21 protein-coding genes and 1 riboswitch are annotated in these 19,051 nt (G+C 42.7%); of the genes, 10 read left to right on the top strand and 11 right to left on the bottom strand.

What is annotated here, in order from left to right:
* Positions 1–5 precede the first annotated feature (5 nt).
* From GGQ95_RS10615 to GGQ95_RS10600, 4 genes are all read right to left on the bottom strand, one after another.
* Positions 6–872 carry a DNA-3-methyladenine glycosylase family protein gene (locus GGQ95_RS10615; RefSeq protein ID WP_183186735.1) on the bottom strand — a complete coding sequence of 289 codons (867 nt, stop codon included), beginning with the start codon at positions 870–872 and terminating at the stop codon, positions 6–8.
* Positions 873–928: 56 nt separating this feature from the next.
* The gene (pdaA, locus tag GGQ95_RS10610; protein ID WP_370514197.1) at positions 929–1,699 is read right to left on the bottom strand and encodes a delta-lactam-biosynthetic de-N-acetylase; all 771 of its coding nucleotides are present in this window, start codon (positions 1,697–1,699) and stop codon (positions 929–931) included.
* 312 nt (positions 1,700–2,011) lie between these two features.
* Positions 2,012–3,559: a fumarate hydratase gene (locus GGQ95_RS10605; protein WP_066146708.1), complete on the bottom strand. Its 1,548-nt coding sequence runs from the start codon at positions 3,557–3,559 to the stop codon at positions 2,012–2,014.
* 129 nt (positions 3,560–3,688) lie between these two features.
* Positions 3,689–3,871, bottom strand: a complete 183-nt coding sequence (locus tag GGQ95_RS10600) for an SE1561 family protein (RefSeq protein ID WP_066146705.1) — start codon at positions 3,869–3,871, stop codon at positions 3,689–3,691.
* Positions 3,872–3,973: 102 nt separating this feature from the next.
* On the opposite strand from GGQ95_RS10600, the gene yfkAB reads away from it, so the two are divergent.
* On the top strand, positions 3,974–5,098 hold the full coding sequence (gene yfkAB / locus GGQ95_RS10595) for a radical SAM/CxCxxxxC motif protein YfkAB (protein WP_159719316.1): 1,125 nt from the start codon (positions 3,974–3,976) through the stop codon (positions 5,096–5,098).
* 315 nt (positions 5,099–5,413) lie between these two features.
* Here the strand turns inward: yfkAB and GGQ95_RS10590 are convergent, their stop codons facing one another.
* The 4 genes from GGQ95_RS10590 to GGQ95_RS10575 all read right to left on the bottom strand — a co-directional run bounded on the left by GGQ95_RS10590 (position 5,414) and on the right by GGQ95_RS10575 (position 9,118).
* Positions 5,414–5,923, bottom strand: coding sequence for a DoxX family protein (locus GGQ95_RS10590; RefSeq protein WP_066146697.1), 510 nt, complete (start codon positions 5,921–5,923; stop codon positions 5,414–5,416).
* Positions 5,924–6,643: 720 nt separating this feature from the next.
* The gene (locus GGQ95_RS10585) at positions 6,644–7,432 is read right to left on the bottom strand and encodes a YfkD famly protein (RefSeq protein WP_066146694.1); all 789 of its coding nucleotides are present in this window, start codon (positions 7,430–7,432) and stop codon (positions 6,644–6,646) included.
* Between the two features lie 228 nt (positions 7,433–7,660).
* Complete coding sequence (cax, locus tag GGQ95_RS10580) at positions 7,661–8,713, bottom strand: calcium/proton exchanger (protein ID WP_183186734.1); 1,053 nt, start codon at positions 8,711–8,713, stop codon at positions 7,661–7,663.
* A gap of 21 nt (positions 8,714–8,734) precedes the next feature.
* Positions 8,735–9,118, bottom strand: coding sequence for an OsmC family protein (locus GGQ95_RS10575; protein WP_066146687.1), 384 nt, complete (start codon positions 9,116–9,118; stop codon positions 8,735–8,737).
* Between the two features lie 89 nt (positions 9,119–9,207).
* Here GGQ95_RS10575 and GGQ95_RS10570 point away from each other — a divergent pair, with 89 nt between their 5' ends.
* Positions 9,208–10,362: an MFS transporter gene (locus GGQ95_RS10570; protein WP_159719314.1), complete on the top strand. Its 1,155-nt coding sequence runs from the start codon at positions 9,208–9,210 to the stop codon at positions 10,360–10,362.
* A 157-nt stretch (positions 10,363–10,519) separates the two neighbouring features.
* Complete coding sequence (locus tag GGQ95_RS10565) at positions 10,520–10,666, top strand: BH0509 family protein (protein ID WP_044743851.1); 147 nt, start codon at positions 10,520–10,522, stop codon at positions 10,664–10,666.
* Positions 10,667–10,885: 219 nt separating this feature from the next.
* Here GGQ95_RS10565 and GGQ95_RS10560 read toward each other — a convergent pair whose 3' ends face one another.
* The 3 genes from GGQ95_RS10560 to GGQ95_RS10550 are packed head-to-tail and all read right to left on the bottom strand — an operon-like array spanning position 10,886 to position 12,521.
* Positions 10,886–11,719, bottom strand: a complete 834-nt coding sequence (locus GGQ95_RS10560) for a YihY/virulence factor BrkB family protein (RefSeq protein ID WP_044743852.1) — start codon at positions 11,717–11,719, stop codon at positions 10,886–10,888.
* A 15-nt stretch (positions 11,720–11,734) separates the two neighbouring features.
* Positions 11,735–12,028: a YtxH domain-containing protein gene (locus GGQ95_RS10555; protein ID WP_044743853.1), complete on the bottom strand. Its 294-nt coding sequence runs from the start codon at positions 12,026–12,028 to the stop codon at positions 11,735–11,737.
* Between the two features lie 22 nt (positions 12,029–12,050).
* On the bottom strand, positions 12,051–12,521 hold the full coding sequence (locus GGQ95_RS10550; protein WP_183186733.1) for a low molecular weight protein-tyrosine-phosphatase: 471 nt from the start codon (positions 12,519–12,521) through the stop codon (positions 12,051–12,053).
* Between the two features lie 119 nt (positions 12,522–12,640).
* Between GGQ95_RS10550 and GGQ95_RS10545 the strand changes: the two genes are divergently transcribed.
* The 7 genes from GGQ95_RS10545 (at position 12,641) to GGQ95_RS10515 (ending at position 19,045) form a co-directional block, all read left to right on the top strand.
* The gene (locus GGQ95_RS10545; protein ID WP_044743855.1) at positions 12,641–12,865 is read left to right on the top strand and encodes a DUF1128 domain-containing protein; all 225 of its coding nucleotides are present in this window, start codon (positions 12,641–12,643) and stop codon (positions 12,863–12,865) included.
* 444 nt (positions 12,866–13,309) lie between these two features.
* Positions 13,310–13,423: riboswitch (SAM riboswitch) on the top strand.
* Positions 13,424–13,495: 72 nt separating this feature from the next.
* Positions 13,496–13,639, top strand: a complete 144-nt coding sequence (locus GGQ95_RS10540; protein ID WP_082063674.1) for a YezD family protein — start codon at positions 13,496–13,498, stop codon at positions 13,637–13,639.
* Between the two features lie 103 nt (positions 13,640–13,742).
* On the top strand, positions 13,743–14,447 hold the full coding sequence (locus GGQ95_RS10535) for a phosphoadenylyl-sulfate reductase (protein WP_159719312.1): 705 nt from the start codon (positions 13,743–13,745) through the stop codon (positions 14,445–14,447).
* A 12-nt stretch (positions 14,448–14,459) separates the two neighbouring features.
* Positions 14,460–15,536: a sulfate permease gene (gene cysP / locus GGQ95_RS10530; RefSeq protein WP_183186732.1), complete on the top strand. Its 1,077-nt coding sequence runs from the start codon at positions 14,460–14,462 to the stop codon at positions 15,534–15,536.
* Between the two features lie 109 nt (positions 15,537–15,645).
* Positions 15,646–16,794, top strand: a complete 1,149-nt coding sequence (sat, locus tag GGQ95_RS10525) for a sulfate adenylyltransferase (RefSeq protein ID WP_080859767.1) — start codon at positions 15,646–15,648, stop codon at positions 16,792–16,794.
* A 17-nt stretch (positions 16,795–16,811) separates the two neighbouring features.
* Entirely contained in the window at positions 16,812–17,417 is a 606-nt protein-coding gene (gene cysC, locus GGQ95_RS10520) for an adenylyl-sulfate kinase (RefSeq protein ID WP_183186731.1), read from the top strand.
* 2 nt (positions 17,418–17,419) lie between these two features.
* A complete protein-coding gene (locus GGQ95_RS10515) occupies positions 17,420–19,045 on the top strand; it encodes a nitrite/sulfite reductase (RefSeq protein WP_183186730.1) in 1,626 nt (541 codons plus the stop codon).
* Positions 19,046–19,051: the final 6 nt, after the last annotated feature.

Genomic DNA, 19,051 nt, shown 5'->3' with positions numbered 1-19,051 from the left:
AACTCCTATTCGATGCTTCTCCATAAATACAGCGAGGCATAGCTTAAATACGGCTCCCATTTTTGAGCAAGCGCCTCCATTTGCTCTGGAGAAGGCTTGGTTTCTAAGTGAAGTAATTTTTGAATGGCTCGCTGCAGCCCGATATCGGCTTTTGGAAACAGATTAGGGCGTCCAAGTCCAAACAAAAGAAAATTTTGCACTGTCCATGGACCAATGCCGCGAATCGGGAGCAGCATGTTGGCCACTTCCGCGTCCTCCGCATGCTGCAGTTCCCTGAAGCGCAGCTTCCCTTCCACCATCAGCCGCGATGTATGGATAATGTATTCCGCCTTTTTACCGCTGAGCTGCAATGACCGCAGATCATCATAATGAAGCGCGGCAATTTCCTCGGGCCGCGGATAAAACCAGATTCCCTCTCTTTCCGTTCCAAAAGCTTTCACAAACCGTTCGGTTAAACGATAGGCCACTTTTAAATGAAGCTGTTGGTGAATAAAGCACTTCATCAGACAAAAATAAAGGTCGAAGTCCAAAATGAGCGGTGTTCCTTCATGCTCAAGAAACAGCTCGCGCAATTCTGTTTGTAAAAAATGTTGGTGAATCGGCGCAAGCGGCATATTCCATTGAAAAATATCGGAAATTCTTTTGACAATTTCCTCCTTCAGCTCTTCGTGTTCCGCTTCAACCAAAAACGCCGGATTGCTTTTATCACCGATGCTTTGTACGAAAACCGCCACTGGAACATCACGGATATAAAGCGGTACAGCCAGTCGCTGTCGTTCAACATCGGCCACTGTGAGAGGGTCTAACGCCAACCTTTCCAATACGCGTGAAAAATCATAAGGAGCGCTTACTTTTATGTGTTGCTGCCACATGTCCGTTCCTTCCTTTTTTCTTTCATTATACGAAACAAAACCCTTTGAACAAAAGCTCAAAGGGTAAAGAGCAACGGATGAAAACGCATTTTTTCTGCCATTAAGTCATCGAGACTTTTAAAAGTATACCCTTGCTTGCGCAAATCATCAATTACTTTGGCAAGCGCATCCGCATTATCTTTAGAAACGGTATGAAGCAAAATAATCGCTCCTGGATGAATTTGCTTCATAATCTGATCATAAGAATATTTCCAGCCTTTTTGCTGGTCGGTATTCCAGTCGACAAAGGCAAGCGACCAAAAGACATGGTAATAGCCGAGCTCACGAGCGACGGCCATCGTTCGCTCACTGAAAATGCCCCGTGGAGGACGAAGGTACATCATGCCTTTTTGTCCCGTCAATTCCGCTGTTCTTTGCCGTACGGATTCCAACTCTTTGCGCAGGCGCTCATCGCTTACTTGCGTTAAATCAGGATGATGCCAAGAGTGATTACCGACGATATGCCCTTCTTTCACCATGCGTTTGACCAAATCAGGCGCCGTTTCTAAATAATGTCCTGTCACAAAAAAGGTGGCTGGTACCCTCTTTTGCTTAAGTACATCTAAAATTTGTGCCGTATAGCCATTTTCATATCCGTTATCAAAAGTTAAATAAATCTCCTTTTTTTGCGTATTTCCTATATAAAAACCATCGTATTTGACAAGCAGTTCGCTCCATTCCTTTCCGGCAGACGGCGGCTGATGATCTTTGCTTTTGGCAAATCCCCAATGAATGGGGGTGTTGGCAGTTGCGTAAGCCGTCTGTGACATGAGCGGAATGGCCACCATCCATAAAGATAAAAATAAAACAAGTCGCTTCATTGTTTCTCTCCCCTAAAAATAAATTCGCTATAATTAGGGTTTTCTTTATACGAGCTGCTTAGTCAATCCATTTTCTTCAAAAAAACCGCTAGCGTTGATCGCTAGCGGTTCAGACTGTTATCAAACACTTTCATGATGCTTCCTTGATTCGTTTTCTCGCTCGGCTGTGTTTCTTATCGGCCAAGCCTTGTCAAGTTAGGACGATCAGGAATGGATGATGCGTAAAGTGGTTGCAGACAAGCTCAACATGGATTTTGTCTACACCCTTGTTTTTTCCGCTTATTTAAATACCGGCTCTTTAAATTGCGCCAATGTTTCTAATGATGATTTTTCTACATCCTCGTGAAGGCTGTTGCCATGAGAGTCCATTGTCACGACAGCGGTAAAGTTTTCCACTTTCAAATGCCACATCGCTTCCGGGATACCAAATTCTAACAGATTGACACCCTCGACCGATTTGATACAGTCCGCATAATATTGTGCTGCTCCACCGATCGCATTTAAGTAAACGCCGCCATGTTCTTTTAATGCGGACAATGTTTTCGCTCCCATGCCGCCCTTTCCAATCACCGCGCGAATGCCGAATTTTTTCATAATGTCACCTTGATAAGGTTCCTCGCGAATGCTTGTTGTCGGTCCTGCCGCCTTCACATGCCATTTGCCTTCTTTATCTTTCAGCATAACCGGACCGCAATGATAAATAATTTGTCCATTTAAATCAACCGGAGCATCATGATCCATTAAATATTTATGGATCGCATCACGTCCTGTATAGATCATGCCATTAATGCGAACCACATCGCCGACTTTCAACTGGCGAATCTGCTCTTCTGTAATCGGCGCTTCGAGCACAATTTCACGTGATTCTCCCACTCCTGTCGAAGCTTTTTCTTCCACCTTCTCTAATTCTTCGGCAAAATCCACATCTTCTCCGTCTTGATAGAGCCATTCTTGAATTTCCCCTGTTTCTGGATGAATCTTCACTCCAAGACGACGGAATGCCCAGCAATTATAGGCAACAGAAACGAAGAAGCTAGCCGGAATACGATGCATCACACCAATTTTACAGCCAAGAAGCGTCGTTTCACCGCCAAATCCCATTGTGCCGATGCCAAGCTTATTAGCATTTTCCATAATATATTCTTCTAACTGGCGAAGTTCTTCGTTCGGATTGACATCATCCACAGAACGAAAGAGCTGTTCCTTTGCCAGATCATATCCGGAAGAACGGTCGCCGCCGATGCCGACACCGATGAATCCGGCACTGCATCCTTGGCCTTGCGCTTGATATACGGAATGCAAAATACATTTGCGGATTCCATCTAAATCGCGTCCGGCTCGTCCAAGTCCTTCCAATTCGCAAGGCAAGCTATATTGAATATTTTTATTTTCACAGCCGCCGCCTTTTAAAATGAGACGAACATCAATATAGTCCTTTTCCCATTGCTCGAATTTTATGACTGGGACACCTACTCCTAAGTTGTCGCCGCTGTTTTCTCCTGTTAGCGAATCGACGGAGTTTGGCCGAAGCTTTCCATCTTTTGTCGCTTGCACGACCGCCTGGCGAATCGCTTCTTTCATTTGAATTTGATTCACTCCGACAGGAACCTTAATTTTAAATGTTGGCAACCCTGTATCCTGACAGATAGGCGATACATTTTCATCGGCCATTTTTATATTCCCAGCAATGGTCGATAGAGCCATTGCGGCACGAGTTCCGGCATTTTCTCTTGCTTTGGCGCGAGCGATGGCCCGCCGAACATCTTTTGGAAGCTTCGTTGATGTCTCAACAATAAGCTGGTACATACTTTCTTGAAATTTTTCCATCCTAAACGCCCCTTCCCCTTTGTTCATCATATGTATCCATCGTTCGACTTCTTTTTTATTATACTCCTTTTTAGTGATGGATGAAAACGGATGGCATTGGAAAAAAGAAAAAAGCCGTATGACGGCTTTTTACCAGCTTTTTTTGAATTGTTCATATTTCATTTCGAGCGAATCAATGACGGCAATGAGTCGATCAATATCCTCTAAATCCGCAGCCTCTGGATCTAGCGAATCAAGCATGTGCAGCAGCATGTTGAAACGCTCCTCTAGATATTTCAATTGTTTTTCTTTCTCATAAACAGCATTACCCACTACGTTTCTCTCCTTTCTCCCTTTCATCGTACATGATTGTTCAAGAAATGACAATCAACTATAATGAAGATGAATGGACTTTAAATAGTAAAGGAGAATGATATGGCTCGTTTAACACTGGAACCGATTAGCCCATCCTTTGACCCATGGGAGGCCTATCTGGATGTTCAGCAATACGGTTCATTGCAGTTAACCAATGTCGAATTTACGACCACCACATTATGTAATATGCGCTGTGAACATTGCGCTGTTGGTTATACATTACAAACGAAAGATCCTAAAGCATTGCCTCTTGATCTGCTTATCCGGCGTCTGGAAGAAATTCCATATTTGCGTTCGTTAAGTATTACAGGCGGTGAACCGATGCTTTCGCTCAAGTCGGTTAACGAGTATGTCGTTCCATTATTGAAATATGCCCGCGAACGCGGAGTGCGGACACAAATCAACTCCAACTTAACGCTGGATTTGGAGCGCTATGAAAAAATTATTCCATATTTAGATGTGCTTCATATTTCTCATAACTGGGGCACAATGGAGGATTTTGTTGAAGGCGGGTTTGCCATGATGGAACGAAAGCCAAACATCCGCCAGCGCGAAGCCTACTTTGAACGAATGATTGAAAACGCCAAAGCTCTTTCACAAATGGGAGTTATCGTCTCTGCCGAAACGATGCTCAATAAACGGACATTGCCGCATTTAAAAAACATTCATAATCAAATTGTTCATGAAATGCAATGTAAGCGGCATGAGGTGCATCCGATGTACCCGAGCGACTTTGCCAGTGCGCTAGAAGCGCTGTCGCTTGATGAGCTGCGGAAAGCTATTCATTATTTGCTGGATATTCGCGATGAAAACGTCTGGATGCTCTTCGGAACGCTGCCATTTTATCCTTGCAGCAGTAACGAAGACGATCTCGCCTTACTGAAACGGCTATATGCCAGCAAAAATGTGACTGTGCGCAACGATCCAGATGGTCGGTCCCGCTTAAATGTCAACATTTTTACTGGAGAAATTATTGTAACGGACTTCGGCGACGAACCATCACTCGGCAATATCCAGCATCACTCTCTGCTTGAGGCCTATGAAAGATGGATGGATTCTTCACTTGCCCAACAACTGAATTGCCACTGTCCATCGGTGCAATGCCTCGGCCCAAATGTTCTTGTTAAGAATAGCTATTATTGCGATGTTGATTTTACCAATAGAGCTGCGCGCATCATCAAATAAACATCGTATTCATCCTAGATATTGTAAAATGGCAGACAAAGCCGAAAAGGACTTTGTCTGCCACTAAAATGAAATCAAAGACAAAAGTAGCCCTCAATGACGAACAGAAGGCAGACCTTTATGCGAAGAGTAAAGTGGATATAGAAGATGCGTTCGGAAACATTAAGGGCAATCTGTCGTTTACTCGATTTCTGTTCGGTAGACTGGAAAAGGTGCAAACAGGATTCAGGATAGTGGCAATACCCCCTTCTGAAATTAGCAGACATCTGACACGCTCTTTTGGGACGAGTCCAATCTAAGGAGGAGAGCATTTCCTTAATGTGCAGTTGCGCGTTTTTGTTGAGCTGTTCGTGTTCTACGTTGACCAATGTATTGCTTCAAAGCTGGTATCGCAAATCGATCTACTCCAAAATAGTAAGCCCCTGCTCCTACAAATAGTAATATAACTGCCGCTGTTAATAAAACGGGATTTGTGCTCACAGTACCCGCTAATAAGAAGTTTAAGTTCATAAACGCTCCTGCGAGCAATGCTGGAATCGTTGCCGCTCCAATGATTAACCCTACCCCAACAAGCACTTCACCATATGGGATTAGAATATTAAATAGCTTGACATTTGGAATCGCAACATTTTCAAGAAAAGCAGCATACCATCCTTGAACAGCTGGATTTTCTCCTGTCGCTTTTGCCAGAGCACCTTGTAAAAAGCCACTCGCATCAAATTCCCCTGTCACCTTATGAAGTCCTGCTTCCAACCACTGAATTCCCAACCATACTCTCATCACGGTCCAAATAACAGCTGCTTGAGGAGTCTGATACCATCTCATTTTTTATTCCTCCCAAATTTTATTTGTGAAATATTTCACATAACGTACCAAAAAAATAAGTGTATAAAGTTCTGTTCTTTCGTATTAGTTTGTGAAACATTTCACTAATCCATTACATCTTTAGTGTAATTTATTTTTACTTTATTTGCAATATCGTTCACGTGATTGTCATAATAAAACCATTTACATGAGAAGCGGCAAATCCTTTGAAGCTATACACAGAGTAGAGAAGTTATTCACAAAAAGCATATTTATATCTTTGTGAATTATGTGTATAACTAGGAAAAATCTCAGCAAATCAATATGGTTTTTGTGGATAAATATGTGAACACAATCATTACGAGCTCTTTTCTCTATTTAACACATCCAGCGGGAAGCTTTCCACCTCTAAACGAAGTGAAGGGGAAGAGGTTTATATTTAGGGAAACCATTGAAAAAGAGTACCCGTTTATCAAAATGGAAATTTCCTGAAATTAAGAGATGAGCAAATCACACGACACTTATTACTATGTTCCAAAAACAAACAGATGTACGAATCCATCCATACAAGAGACATAAACCTCTTTTTAGCTAGTTGGATCCCTCATCTATTCCAACCAAGGAATCGGTTCATGTTTGCAGGCATCCGCCACGTGAACTTCAGAAAAAAGAAAAAGAGCAAATGGGAAAATAACCCATTTTCCCATCCACTCTTTTGTAAAGGTTTTTGAACAAGCCCCCTTATCTTGGTTGATCGCTGATCACATAAGAAAAAGAGAGGCGGTCCTGGACTGGAATCCAGGCACCGATTCCTTGTGTCGTCACATTTTTTACCATGATTTTTTTCTTGTTTCCTTTGAGGACAATATATACTTCTCCATATGTGACCTTTCCTTTTTCATTCACCGCTGGAGCATATGCATATAAGTAGCCCATTTTCTTCGCTGGCACTTGATACGACTGGTCTTTTTTCGTTCCGATGCCGATCACCGTACTAAATGACAATGGCAAGCTGGTTTTTTTCATTGCCGTTAGCAACATCATCTTTTTGACCGCTTCCTCGCTTGGAACTTGCGCTGTTAATCCGCCGCGAATTTGCTTTTGCATTTCTTGTCTATAATGCAGCTTTTGCGCTGCTTTGCCGCCGCGGTTATCCAAAAAGTTTGTATTCACCTTTTGATATTCCCAGTTTGTTGAGGTCTCTAGCGATTGATAGTTAAGCGGCCATTGACCCAAATAAATCGTTGCTCGATATCCAATAGAGAATGGAGTGCTTGATATTGATGATTCATTTAATAAACGAATCAGTTCTGGATTTTCAATTTTAACATTGGCAGATTGAAGCAATTGTTTAGCGAGAGAGCTCGGCTGTAAATAAGGCAAATCCTGCGTCGAATTCGGATACGTATTTTCCTTTGATATATCGACAGCGGAATTGCCCAGCACTTGTTTCAATGCAGCGGCGTGGGCTAAAATAGGCGAATATATCATTAGAACGCTCATTACACAACTAATGATCCACTTTTTCATTGCACCAACTCCTTTCCATTGCTGCTTTCTTCGTTATTTTTTTCAAAAAAAGAACGTTTATCCATCCTAAAAAAATTTATTATTATTCATTTTAATGTTAAAAATATTCAAATAATATGATATACTATCTCATAGATGTGCTGTTTTTCCTCCTATTGATGCAATACCGCCATCGCTTGGTCGATTAGGACAAGCGAAAAAAGACTCTGCAAACGCAGAGTCTTTTTTTTACAACAAGTAAAAGCCGATTCCCATAATAATATAAGCAGCCAAAAGCGTAGCTCCTTCAAACCAGTTGGTGTCTCCGTCATTTGAAAGAACGATAATCAGCAATACAGATGTAGCCATCGCCGCCAATTCAGGAAGCGAAAAAACAAGCGGCATGCTTGTCGGGAAGCACAGAGAAATAAGAACAAGCACGGGAGCGACAAACATGGCGATTTGCAGTGTAGACCCAATAGCAATTTCAACTGCCACATTCATTTTGTTTTTATACGCCATAATGATGGCAGAAGCATGCTCTGCCGCATTTCCGACAATCGCAACGATGATGATTCCGATAAACAGCTCGCTCCAGCCAAACGATTCAGCCACTGTTTCAAATGTATGAACAAGCCTTTCCGATATGTAAGCAACCGCTACAGTAGCGAGAGCTAAAATCGTAATCGCTTTTCCTTTGCCCCATTCCGGCTCTTCATGATGCTCTGCTTCGTCCGATTTTTGCTGATAGACGCCGCGATGCGTCACCAGCTTAAAGTACAGAGCGGCCAAATAAAGAATAATCATAATGACGGAAATACCAATGCTTAGCGATAAGGTTTTCGTTTGCGACATATTCGTCGAAAATACTTCCGGGATCACAAACGCCACTAAAATAGCAAATGTTAGCAACCCTGCGTTATGACGGGCATCATACACATTAAACTCTTGACGCTTATACTTGAGTCCCCCCACAAAAAACGATAACCCCGCAACCAATAACAGATTGCCTAATACCGAGCCTGTTAAGGAAGCTAGTACTACTTCCACCAGTCCCGCTTTCAATGCAAAAACCGAGATAATCAACTCCACCGCATTGCCAAACGTTGCATTTAGCAGTCCACCAATACGCGGACCTGTCACAATGGCCAAGCTCTCCGTCGCCCGGCCCATATAACTCGCTAACGCAATGATCGTAAGGCAATAAATCAAAAACATCATCACTGAAGGCCAATGGAGAAGTCCTCCAATCACTGATAGCGGTACCCCGACAAACACCATTAGCGCAAATATTTTATTCATCTTTTGCACCCAACCTTTCCACTATGGAATAAGCTCAAATGTTTCCGTAATACGGATGCAGCCTTCCACCGATTGAACCATTGGACAGTTTTTTCTGGCGATTTCCAAAGATTTCGCCACTTGCCTCTCATCTAAATCGCTGCCTTTAATCATAAAATGGAGATGGATGGCTTCCACACGGTTCGCTTCCTTTTCATTACGTGCCACATCAGCCCGAATTTTTATGTCCTCTATATGCAATCGTTTCTTTTCTAAAATTTTTCTCAATACTCCGCCGCTGCAAACAGCAATGGAAGAAACAAGCAGCTGATAAGGACGGAAACCGTAAGCTTCATCTCCAGCTACATGTAAATCTCCATATTCAAGATTCGTGTAAAACCCCACTTCCTTCATCACAAATTCCATAGATTGCTCACCTCTTTTTTCTTGTTTTCCATCCAAAAGCTATGTACCATGATAATCGACGTACTTTTTAGCAAACGAGGGGTTTCATTATGCGACTTTGGATTCTAGTCAGCATTGTTTCTATTTCCGGATTATCGCAAGGCATGCTGCTTCCTTTGTTATCTATTATTATGGAAAAGCACGGATTTTCTTCTTCCGTTAACGGCATGCACGCTACTGCCATGTATATAGGTGTGTTGCTGATTTCTCCGTTTCTCGAAAAGCCATTGCGAAAATATGGATATCGGCCCATGATTATGCTTGGTGGTTTTATTGTACTATTGTCTCTCCTTTTATTTCCACTATGGCATTCATTTTTATTTTGGTTTGTATTACGCTTGTTCATTGGGATCGGCGATCATATGCTTCACTTTGCGACTCAAACATGGATTACTGATTTTTCGCCGACACAACGCCGCGGGCGCAATTTATCGTTATATGGCTTATTTTTCGGAATTGGTTTTGCCGTTGGCCCGATGCTTGCATCGCTTGTTGAGATTCACGAGGCGCTGCCGTTTCTTTTATCTTCCTTATTGAGCTTTGCAGGATGGCTTACTGTTTTTTCGCTCAAAAATGCGCATCCTGAAGTCAACGATGCTTCGGAAAAATCCAGTGGACTGCGCCGTTTCACACAAACATGGAAATATGCTTGGACGGCATTATCGCTTCCGTTTGCCTATGGTTTCCTAGAGGCTGCCATTCATGGCATTTTCCCTGTTTATGCGCTACGAGAGCACATTTCGGTCGAACATATCTCCTTTATTTTGCCAGCTTTTTCAATTGGAAGCATCCTATTTCAATTACCGCTCGGCATTTTTAGCGATCGCTTGGGCCGCAAAACAGTCCTTATCACAGCTGTGCTTCTTGGGAGTTTGAGCTTTATCAGCGCTCAGTTTTTTACGAATTCACCTCTTGGTCTTTTTGCCTGCTTTTTTGTGGCTGGGATGTTCGTTGGTTCGCTCTTTTCGCTTGGCATTACCTATATGGCCGATTTGCTCCCAAAAACACTGCTTCCAGCCGGAAATTTATTATCTGGCATCCTTTACAGCGTGGGAAGCATGGTGGGGCCTTTTTCACTTGGAGTCATCATCCAATACAAACAAGGAGGCAGCTTTTTTGTCACTGTCAGCACCCTTTTGTTCCTCATTTTTCTTATCCTTGCATACAATAAACCAAAGGAGATCAGGGAGACCGCAGATCATTGATCTCCTTTTTTTATCACCAACCTGTTCTGTCTCCTTGACTGAAGAAGATTCATCATGAGAAGACATAAAAATATATTGACCTTCTCTCCATTCTGTTATATAATACAAACAACAAAAATAAACCCTGTTTTAAAACAGTATGAAAGGGAGAGGAAGAATGAGCAGAGCCGAACGGAAAAATATGATTGAGTTTATTGAAAAAGTTAAAGGATTCACAAAAGAACAGCTTTTATACATGACAGATGCGGAAATTGAACACATTTATAATCAAACCTATTATCACTACGAGGAACTCGCTGAATAAAGGGCTGCCTTGACGACAGCCCTTTTCTTTTTTTATTTAATGGTATCCATTTTGTCCGTTTGCACTGCTGCTTGTTTTATGCTTTGGCCGGTTTTTTCCTTTTTGTTTCGTGCCGCCATCTTTTTTAGTATGCTTTGTCATGATGATTCCTCCTTAACTAACCGGATACAATGGTTATCATCCCCGCTCCAATCGCAGTTTATAAAAGGGAATTGCGCTCTACCGTTCCCGTTTCCTTCCTTCTCGTTGGCATTCCAAAACCGCATTCAATTCTCCACCCAACACAATGATCATTCCGGATAAATAAAACCAAATCATTAAAATAATAATGCCCCCAAGGCTCCCATACATAGATGTATAACTAGAAAAACTCTCTACGTAATAAGAAAAAGCGAGAGATGTAACAATCCAGCCAATGGTAGCAAACATGGCACCTGCCATCACTTGCTTATAATGTAATTGCTTATTCGGAGCAAAATAATACAGCGAAGTAAACACACCGAACAAAATAAGGAAGCTGACAATCCAGCGAAACGCGCTCCAAATCATTAAAAAGATACCCGAAATGCCGAGCATGGAGGATAAAAAAAGCCCGATCGTTTTCCCAAAAACGGGCAATACTAGAGCCACTACAATCACAAGCATCATTCCAAATGTCAGCAAAATGGACACGCCTCTAGCCGCGATAAAGGAACGGCTTTCTTGCACATCATAAGCACGATTAAACGCACGAACAATAGCGTCAATACCATTCGAAGCAGACCAGACAGCTCCTATAATTCCGAATGACAACAGCTTGCCATTTTGGTGATTCATAACATAATGAATATTTGCTTCGATAAGGTCCATCGCTTCCTTCGGGGCATATTGGCGAACAACCGATAAAACGTCCTCATGCTCGATTGGCAAATACGCCATCAATGTAAATAAAAAAATCAGAAAAGGAAAAAGAGAAAGAAGGAAAAAATAAGCTAACTCAGCTGAAAGACGAGAGACTTCATCTTCCCGAAACCGCTTGACCATTTCACGTATAAACGTGAGGTTCATCATCATGACCATATGCTCCCTTCACTTTTTCAGGCGAAGATCTTTATGCTTGATTGCATCGTATGATTCTTTTACCCACTCGATCATCTCTGGTGTTTTTTCAGCTACTTCTTTTATTTTTTCCGCTGTATAGACTACGTCTTCCGCAAGCTGTCCTATACTCTCGCGGCATTCATGGATTCGCTCTGGCAGCTGGCGAATCAGCTTGCCTCGTTGCCCCCATACCTCTTTCAGCGAATGCCTCGTTTCTCGATCAAGCAGCGAAACAGCCGCACCAATAACCGCTCCGATCATGATGTTTCTTGCGATTTTCATCTTCTCCTCCCCCTTTGGTTGATTATATTCCTTGTTCTTTTTTAATCGCTTCAAGCAAATGCCGGCAGCCCTTTTGGATTAGCTCGTACACTTCGGTAAAATTACCTGTATAATAAGGATCCGGTACATCAGCTATATCGCTGTCTGGAACAAAATCAAGTAAACGGCCAACAAAGCCAGCTTTATTATATCCAGCCAAGCGCTTTAAATCCTCCATGTTTTCGACATCCATCGCAATAACATAGTCAAACATCCGCAAATCCTCTTCGCCAATTTGTCTTGCCCGAATTCCTGAAAAATCAATTCCCTTCTTTGTTAAAATGCTTTGCGTTCCTTCATGAGGCGGATTGCCGATATGCCAATTCCCCGTTCCCGCCGAATCGATCATAATTTGATCTTCAAGCCCTTCTTTTTTGACCAAGTCGCGAAAAATGGCTTCAGCCATTGGTGATCGGCAAATATTCCCAAGACAAACAAATAACACTTTAATCATCACAACACATCTCCCTTCGCTATCCATTATAAACAAAATAACAGTATACATGTATATTCTTTCATTCCTTCCATATGGTACAATGACTCTATCCATCAAATTCAGAAAGGATGAGACTTTTGGATTTATCGCAAAAATCTCTTGAAAATATGGAATACATGATTGAAAAAATAAAGGAAAAGCTGAAGGTTCTCAACTTTGATGTGATGAAGTCATCCCATTTTGACGAAACGCTATATGAGGAGTTAAGAGATCTTTATGAAATGGTCATGAGAAAAAGCTCCTTCAGCCCTAATGAAATGCAAGCCATTGTCGAAGAGCTTGGAAATTTACGCAAACGATAATGAAACAAGATAGAGGCTTTTCCATGCTGGAAGCGGTGTCCGCGCCTGCTCCGTTTTTTCTATAAAAAGGCGCCTCGTCAGCTTTTTAGGTGACAGACAATGTCCAAATGGTCGTTGTCTGTCATTCTTTTAGGCATATTCCCCCGCAGATCCCGCTTAGCAAACAAAGATCGCAGCTAATCGCGGGAAGTAAAATGGAACCATTTTGAAAAATGGCCTCCCCCTCTTCTCCCTTCCTATCTTTTCCCATTTTCATAACGATCTATATGATGTTATCCCTTTTCATTCTATATTCCCCATCACATGAATGAACCTCCCCGACCAGCACTTCATTAAGAGATAGGAGACTTCTCGACAAATAATGTTAAAATGAAAAAATAAATTCCTATCGAAAAACTCGGGTTGACATTTATTCGAATTATGTTAAAATTTTAGTCAATTACATACTTATCAAGAGTGGGGGAGGGAACTGGCCCAATGAACCCCGGCAACCTACTTCAAATTCATGAAGCAAGGTGCTACGTCCATCCAAATGGGAACCATTTTGGGAGATAAGGTGAAATAGGCAGCCTCCTTTGTCTTTCCGAAATGGAAAGCTTTTTTATTTATTGACACTAAGGAGGAATCGCAATGGGAAATGAACAGCAAATCGCTGCCATTTTTACTAGAATACAAGAAATGCTGCAGTCAATGAAATTTGGCACGATCACGCTTGTGATCCAAGACGGCAAAGTGATTCAACTTGAAAAAAACGAAAAGATAAGAATTAAATAATAAGGCGCGCTGACTAGACAAACTAGAGGCGGTTTTCCCTTCTATCGTACAGAGCAAGGTGAAAACTGTCTTTTTTTACCACCAAATGAAGGAGGAAACAACCTTGCTGACTTATGACACATGGAATGGAGAAATGCCATTCTTCTCAATTGACAATGAAACAAAAGGAGCCTTAGATGTTATTCGATGGGCTTATGAGCATTATGGAGATGAGGTTGTTTATGCCTGTAGCTTCGGTATTGAGGGCATCGTCTTAATCGATCTAATCTCTAAAGTTAAACCGGACGCAACCGTTGTTTTTCTCGATACGGGTCTCCATTTTCGCGAAACATACGAAACGATTGAAAAAGTTCAAAAAAAATATCCTTCGCTTCGCATTGTAATGAAAAAGCCGCGCCTATCGCTAGAAGAGCAGGCAGAACAAATGGGAGAGCAACTATGGGTGCAGGAGCCAAATCGCTGCTGTGAAATTCGCAAAATTATCCCGCTGCGCGAAGTCTTGACAGGTGTGCCAGCCTGGATTTCTGGATTGCGCCGTGAGCAGTCTTCCACACGGAGACATGTGGAATTTCTGAATAAAGACCCAAAATTTCAATCTATTAAAATATGTCCGCTGATTCACTGGACTTGGAAAGACGTATGGAACTATGTCTATAAACATCAGCTGCCATACAACGAGCTTCATGATAAAGGCTACCCAAGCATTGGCTGTGAGCCGTGCACATCTCCTGCGCTTGATGCAAATGATTTGCGTTCAGGCAGATGGGCTGGACGCGGAAAAGTCGAATGCGGCCTCCATGAATCATAAGGAGGGGCATACATGCTTTTAGCCGTTGCTTTTGCCGTCTCCTTCTTTTTCGCCATGAATATCGGAGCTAGCGGAGCAGCCGCAGCGATGGGAGTAGCCTATGGCTCAGGAGCCATTCAGCGGAAATCCATCGCCCTCCTTCTTTGTGGTCTCGGTGTTTTTCTAGGGAGTCTTGGCGGAGGAGAAGTCGTGAAAACAATTGGTTCTGGCATCATCCCTTCGTCCATTTTAACGATTAAAATTGTCACGATTATTCTAGCAGCTTCGACTATTTCCTTATTTGCGGCCAACATGATAGGAATTCCACTATCAACAAGCGAAATTACGGTTGGTGCTGTCGTCGGTGCCGGCATGGCTTATCAAACGTTATATCTTTCTAAACTTCTATTTATTGTTTCCATTTGGATCATCATTCCAGTCATCGCCTTTACTTTTACCTTTATCGTTGGAAAATGGTTTTTGCGGCTTAAAGAAAAACATCCCTACATTGAACAGGGCATGTGGAAAAAAAGCCTGATGTCCTTGTTAATTGTGACTGGCTTTTTTGAAGCTTTTTCAGCTGGAATGAACAACGTGGCCAACGCTGTCGGCCCTCTCGTCGGCGCCAATTTGATCTCAGTGAATTCCGGCACTTTTTTTGGCGGCTTATTTGTAGCATTAGGAGCCGTTTTACTGGGCGGGCGCGTGCTTGAAACGAACGGGAAAAAAATTATTCATTTTTCTCCGTTTGAAGGATGCGCGATCTCAGGAACAGGAGCCATCCTTGTTATTCTTTCTTCCCTTTTCGGTCTGCCAGTTCCATTAACGCAGATTACCACATCCGCTATTATCGGAATCGGAACAGCCAAAACAGGAACGTACATTTGGCAAAAACGAATTGTTATTCAGCTGTTAAAGGTTTGGGTTGTTTCACCTATTTTTTCTCTTGTTATCGCTTATAGTCTTGTGAAATTACTGCTGGACAGTGATATTTACACGTTTATTGCTATTTTTAGCGTCTTTCTGTCCACCCTAGGAATCATCAGTCTCAAAAAAACAGTAATAACAGAAGAAAAGCGATCTTTGCACGAACATGGCGAAGGAATTTAACATTAAATCACAGTTATCCTATCGCTTTTATAAACACAAGCGATATCAATCGTTAACAACGCTCGCTAACCATAGCGGCCCTATTTACTATATTTTAGGAGGAATGAAAATGAGCTTAAGCATCCCACATGGCGGTACATTAATCAATCGTTGGAACCCGAAATATCCATTCCACTCTGTGACGAAAAAAATTGAGCTGTCCAATGCAGAATTAAGCGATCTTGAATTGATCGGTACTGGCGCATACAGCCCGCTAACAGGATTTTTAGGAAAGGAGGACTACGAATCTGTTGTGAAAACGATGCGCCTTGCCAATGGCATCGTTTGGAGCATTCCGATTACGCTTGCTGTGAGTGAACAAAAAGCAGCTGAGCTTTCCATCGGCGAAACGGTAAAGCTTGTCCACAACGGCCAAGTATACGGCGTGATGGAAGTTCAAGAGCTATACGTGCCTGATAAACAAAAGGAAGCCCTTCTTGTCTATCAAACAGAGGACTGGAATCATCCTGGAGTCAAAAAATTATTCGAAAGACCAAATGTCTACGTCGGGGGGCCGATCACCCTTGTTAATCGAACAAACAAAGGACGATTTGCTTCCTTTTATTTCGATCCAGCCGAGACACGCCAACGCTTTGCTGAATTGGGTTGGAACACCGTTGTGGGCTTTCAGACGCGAAATCCTGTGCATCGCGCTCACGAATATATTCAAAAATGCGCACTTGAAATCGTCGATGGACTATTTTTAAATCCGCTTGTCGGCGAAACAAAGGACGACGATATTCCAGCTGATATTCGCATGGAAAGCTATCAAGTACTTTTGGAAAACTACTATCCGAAGGATCGAGTGTTTCTTGGCGTCTTTCAAGCAGCCATGCGCTATGCAGGGCCAAGGGAAGCCATTTTCCATGCGATGGTGCGCAAAAACTTCGGCTGCACGCACTTTATTGTCGGACGCGATCACGCTGGCGTTGGAAATTATTATGGCACATATGATGCTCAAAAGATTTTCTTAAACTTTTCTCCAGAAGATCTCGGCATTACTCCATTATTTTTTGAACATAGCTTTTATTGTACAAAATGCGAGGGAATGGCCTCAACAAAAACATGTCCGCATAGCAGCGAACATCACGTGGTATTATCGGGAACAAAAGTACGAGAAATGTTGAGAAGCGGCCAAGTACCGCCTAGCACATTCAGCCGTCCAGAAGTGGTGCAAGTGCTTATTAAGGGGTTGGCAGTTCCTCATTCCGCTCGCTAACAAAGGAGGAAATCACATTGAACACGAACGTTGTTTGGCATCAGACGGCCGTGACAAAGGAGGAACGCCGCCAGCGCAACGGCCATCATAGCTGTGTTTTATGGTTCACTGGGCTGTCTGGCTCTGGAAAATCGACGGTGGCTAACGCCGTTTCTAAAAAGCTATTTGATCTCGGCATTCAAAATTATGTGCTTGATGGAGATAACGTTCGCCATGGATTAAACAAGGACTTGGGATTCTCTTCTGAAGACCGTACTGAAAACATCCGCCGCATTGGCGAAGTGGCCAAATTGTTTGTCGACAGCGGGCAATTTGTGTTAACAGCGTTTATCTCCCCTTTCGCTCAAGACCGTGCGCTAGTGCGTGGGCTGGTGGAAAGCGATGAATTTATCGAAATCTACGTAAAATGCCCTCTTGAGGAATGCGAAAAACGCGATCCAAAAGGGCTATATCAAAAAGCTAGAAACGGAGAAATTCGCAACTTTACCGGCATTGATTCGCCATACGAAGCTCCGGAAGCTCCGGAACTCATCATTGACACCCACCTTCATTCCATTCATCAATGTGCCGATCAAGTGATTGCATATTTACGCGATCGACACTTTATTAAGGAGGATTTATAAAGATGGCGTACGAAAAAACATGGGCTGCTAATCCAAAACTGAACAAAACCGAATTAAAAAAGCTAGAAAAAGACGGTTTAAAAATTTTTGATGAGATCCCGCGTTATGCAAAAGAAGGGTTTGCCGCGATTCCTCAAGAAGACTGGGATTATTTTAAATGGGCTGGACTGTATTTACAGCGTCCCAAAGAAGCCGGCTATTTTATGATGCGCGTCTGCGTCCCTTCAGGCATTTTAAATAATGAACAGCTTGAAACATTGGCAGGGATTGCCCGCGATTACGGGCGTGGCCTATTTGATATCACGACACGGCAGGCCGTTCAATTCCATTGGCTGCAAATCGAACAAATTCCCGATATTTTTCAACGATTAAAGCGTGTCGGACTATCGACAGCCGGCGCATGCGGTGACATCACTCGCAACATTGTCGGCAATCCTCTAGCTGGCATCGACCCAGATGAGTTATTTGACACAACGCATATTGTTCGCGAAGTCTATGAATTTTTCCAGCACAATGAAGATTTTTCTAATTTACCACGCAAATATAAAATGTCGATAAGTGCCAACGTATACAACGCAGCCAATGCTGAAATTCACTGTGTTTCCTTTATACCGGCCAAAAAAGTCATCGACGGTCAAGAAGTATTAGGTTTCCACGTAAAAGTCGGAGGCGGGTTGTCGTCGGCTCCGCATCTTGCCCAATTGCTTGATATATTTGTAGAACAAGAACGCGTAAAAGAGGTCGCCATTGCTATTACAACTATTTTCCGTGATTATGGCTATCGCGAAAAACGTCATCGTTCGCGTCTTAAATTCCTTGTCGCTGATTGGGGAGTGGAAAAATTTAAAGAAAAGCTTTTAGAATATACAGGTCCGCTGCCATCCAAAGGCGAAACGGTGCAAAAAGGCTGGAATGCCGGCTATTTTTACGGTGTACACCGCCAAAAGCAGGAAGGGCTGAACTATATCGGCTTTAACGTACCGGTTGGGCGTCTCAGCGCTGATGAAGTATTTGAGATTGCCAGAATAACCCGCCAATACGGAAATGGCGAGGTTCGTTTTTGCAACTCACAAAATCTTGTTATTCCCAACGTTCCAGATTCATATGTAGAGTCGGTGCTTCAAGAAAAAATATTTGAGCGGATTACCGTGCGGCCAAAAACGTTCATTGGATACTCCGTTTCCTGCACAGGCATCGAGTTTTGCAATCTCGCATTGGTTGAAACAAAAGAGCGGATGCGTCATGTCGCAGAATACTTAGATAGCCGTTTACAGCTTGATGTTCCCGTACGCATCCATATGGTCGGCTGTCCAAACTCTTGCGGTCAAAGACAAATTGGCGATATCGGGCTTCAAGGGATCAAAATGAAAACAAAAGACAAAGGCATGGTTGAGGCGTTTGAAATTTATGTAGGCGGTACGCTGCAAAACGACGGAAAATTTAACGAAAAATTAAAAGGCAAGATCCCGGCAGAACAAATCGAAGAAGTGCTTGTATTGCTGTTCTCCTATTTTCAAGAAACAAAGCTGCCTGGCGAGACATTTCTTGATTACTTTAATCGCGTCGGCATTGAAGCGTTGCAGGCAGAATTGGATCGCATTTTAACGAATTTCAGCACAGTTGCATGAAGGTGG

This window comes from Anoxybacteroides rupiense (assembly GCF_014196195.1).
GTDB classification, from domain to species: domain Bacteria; phylum Bacillota; class Bacilli; order Bacillales; family Anoxybacillaceae; genus Anoxybacteroides; species Anoxybacteroides rupiense.
Note: the sequence above shows the minus strand (reverse complement) of the source record. Positions and strands in the feature narration are given on the sequence as shown.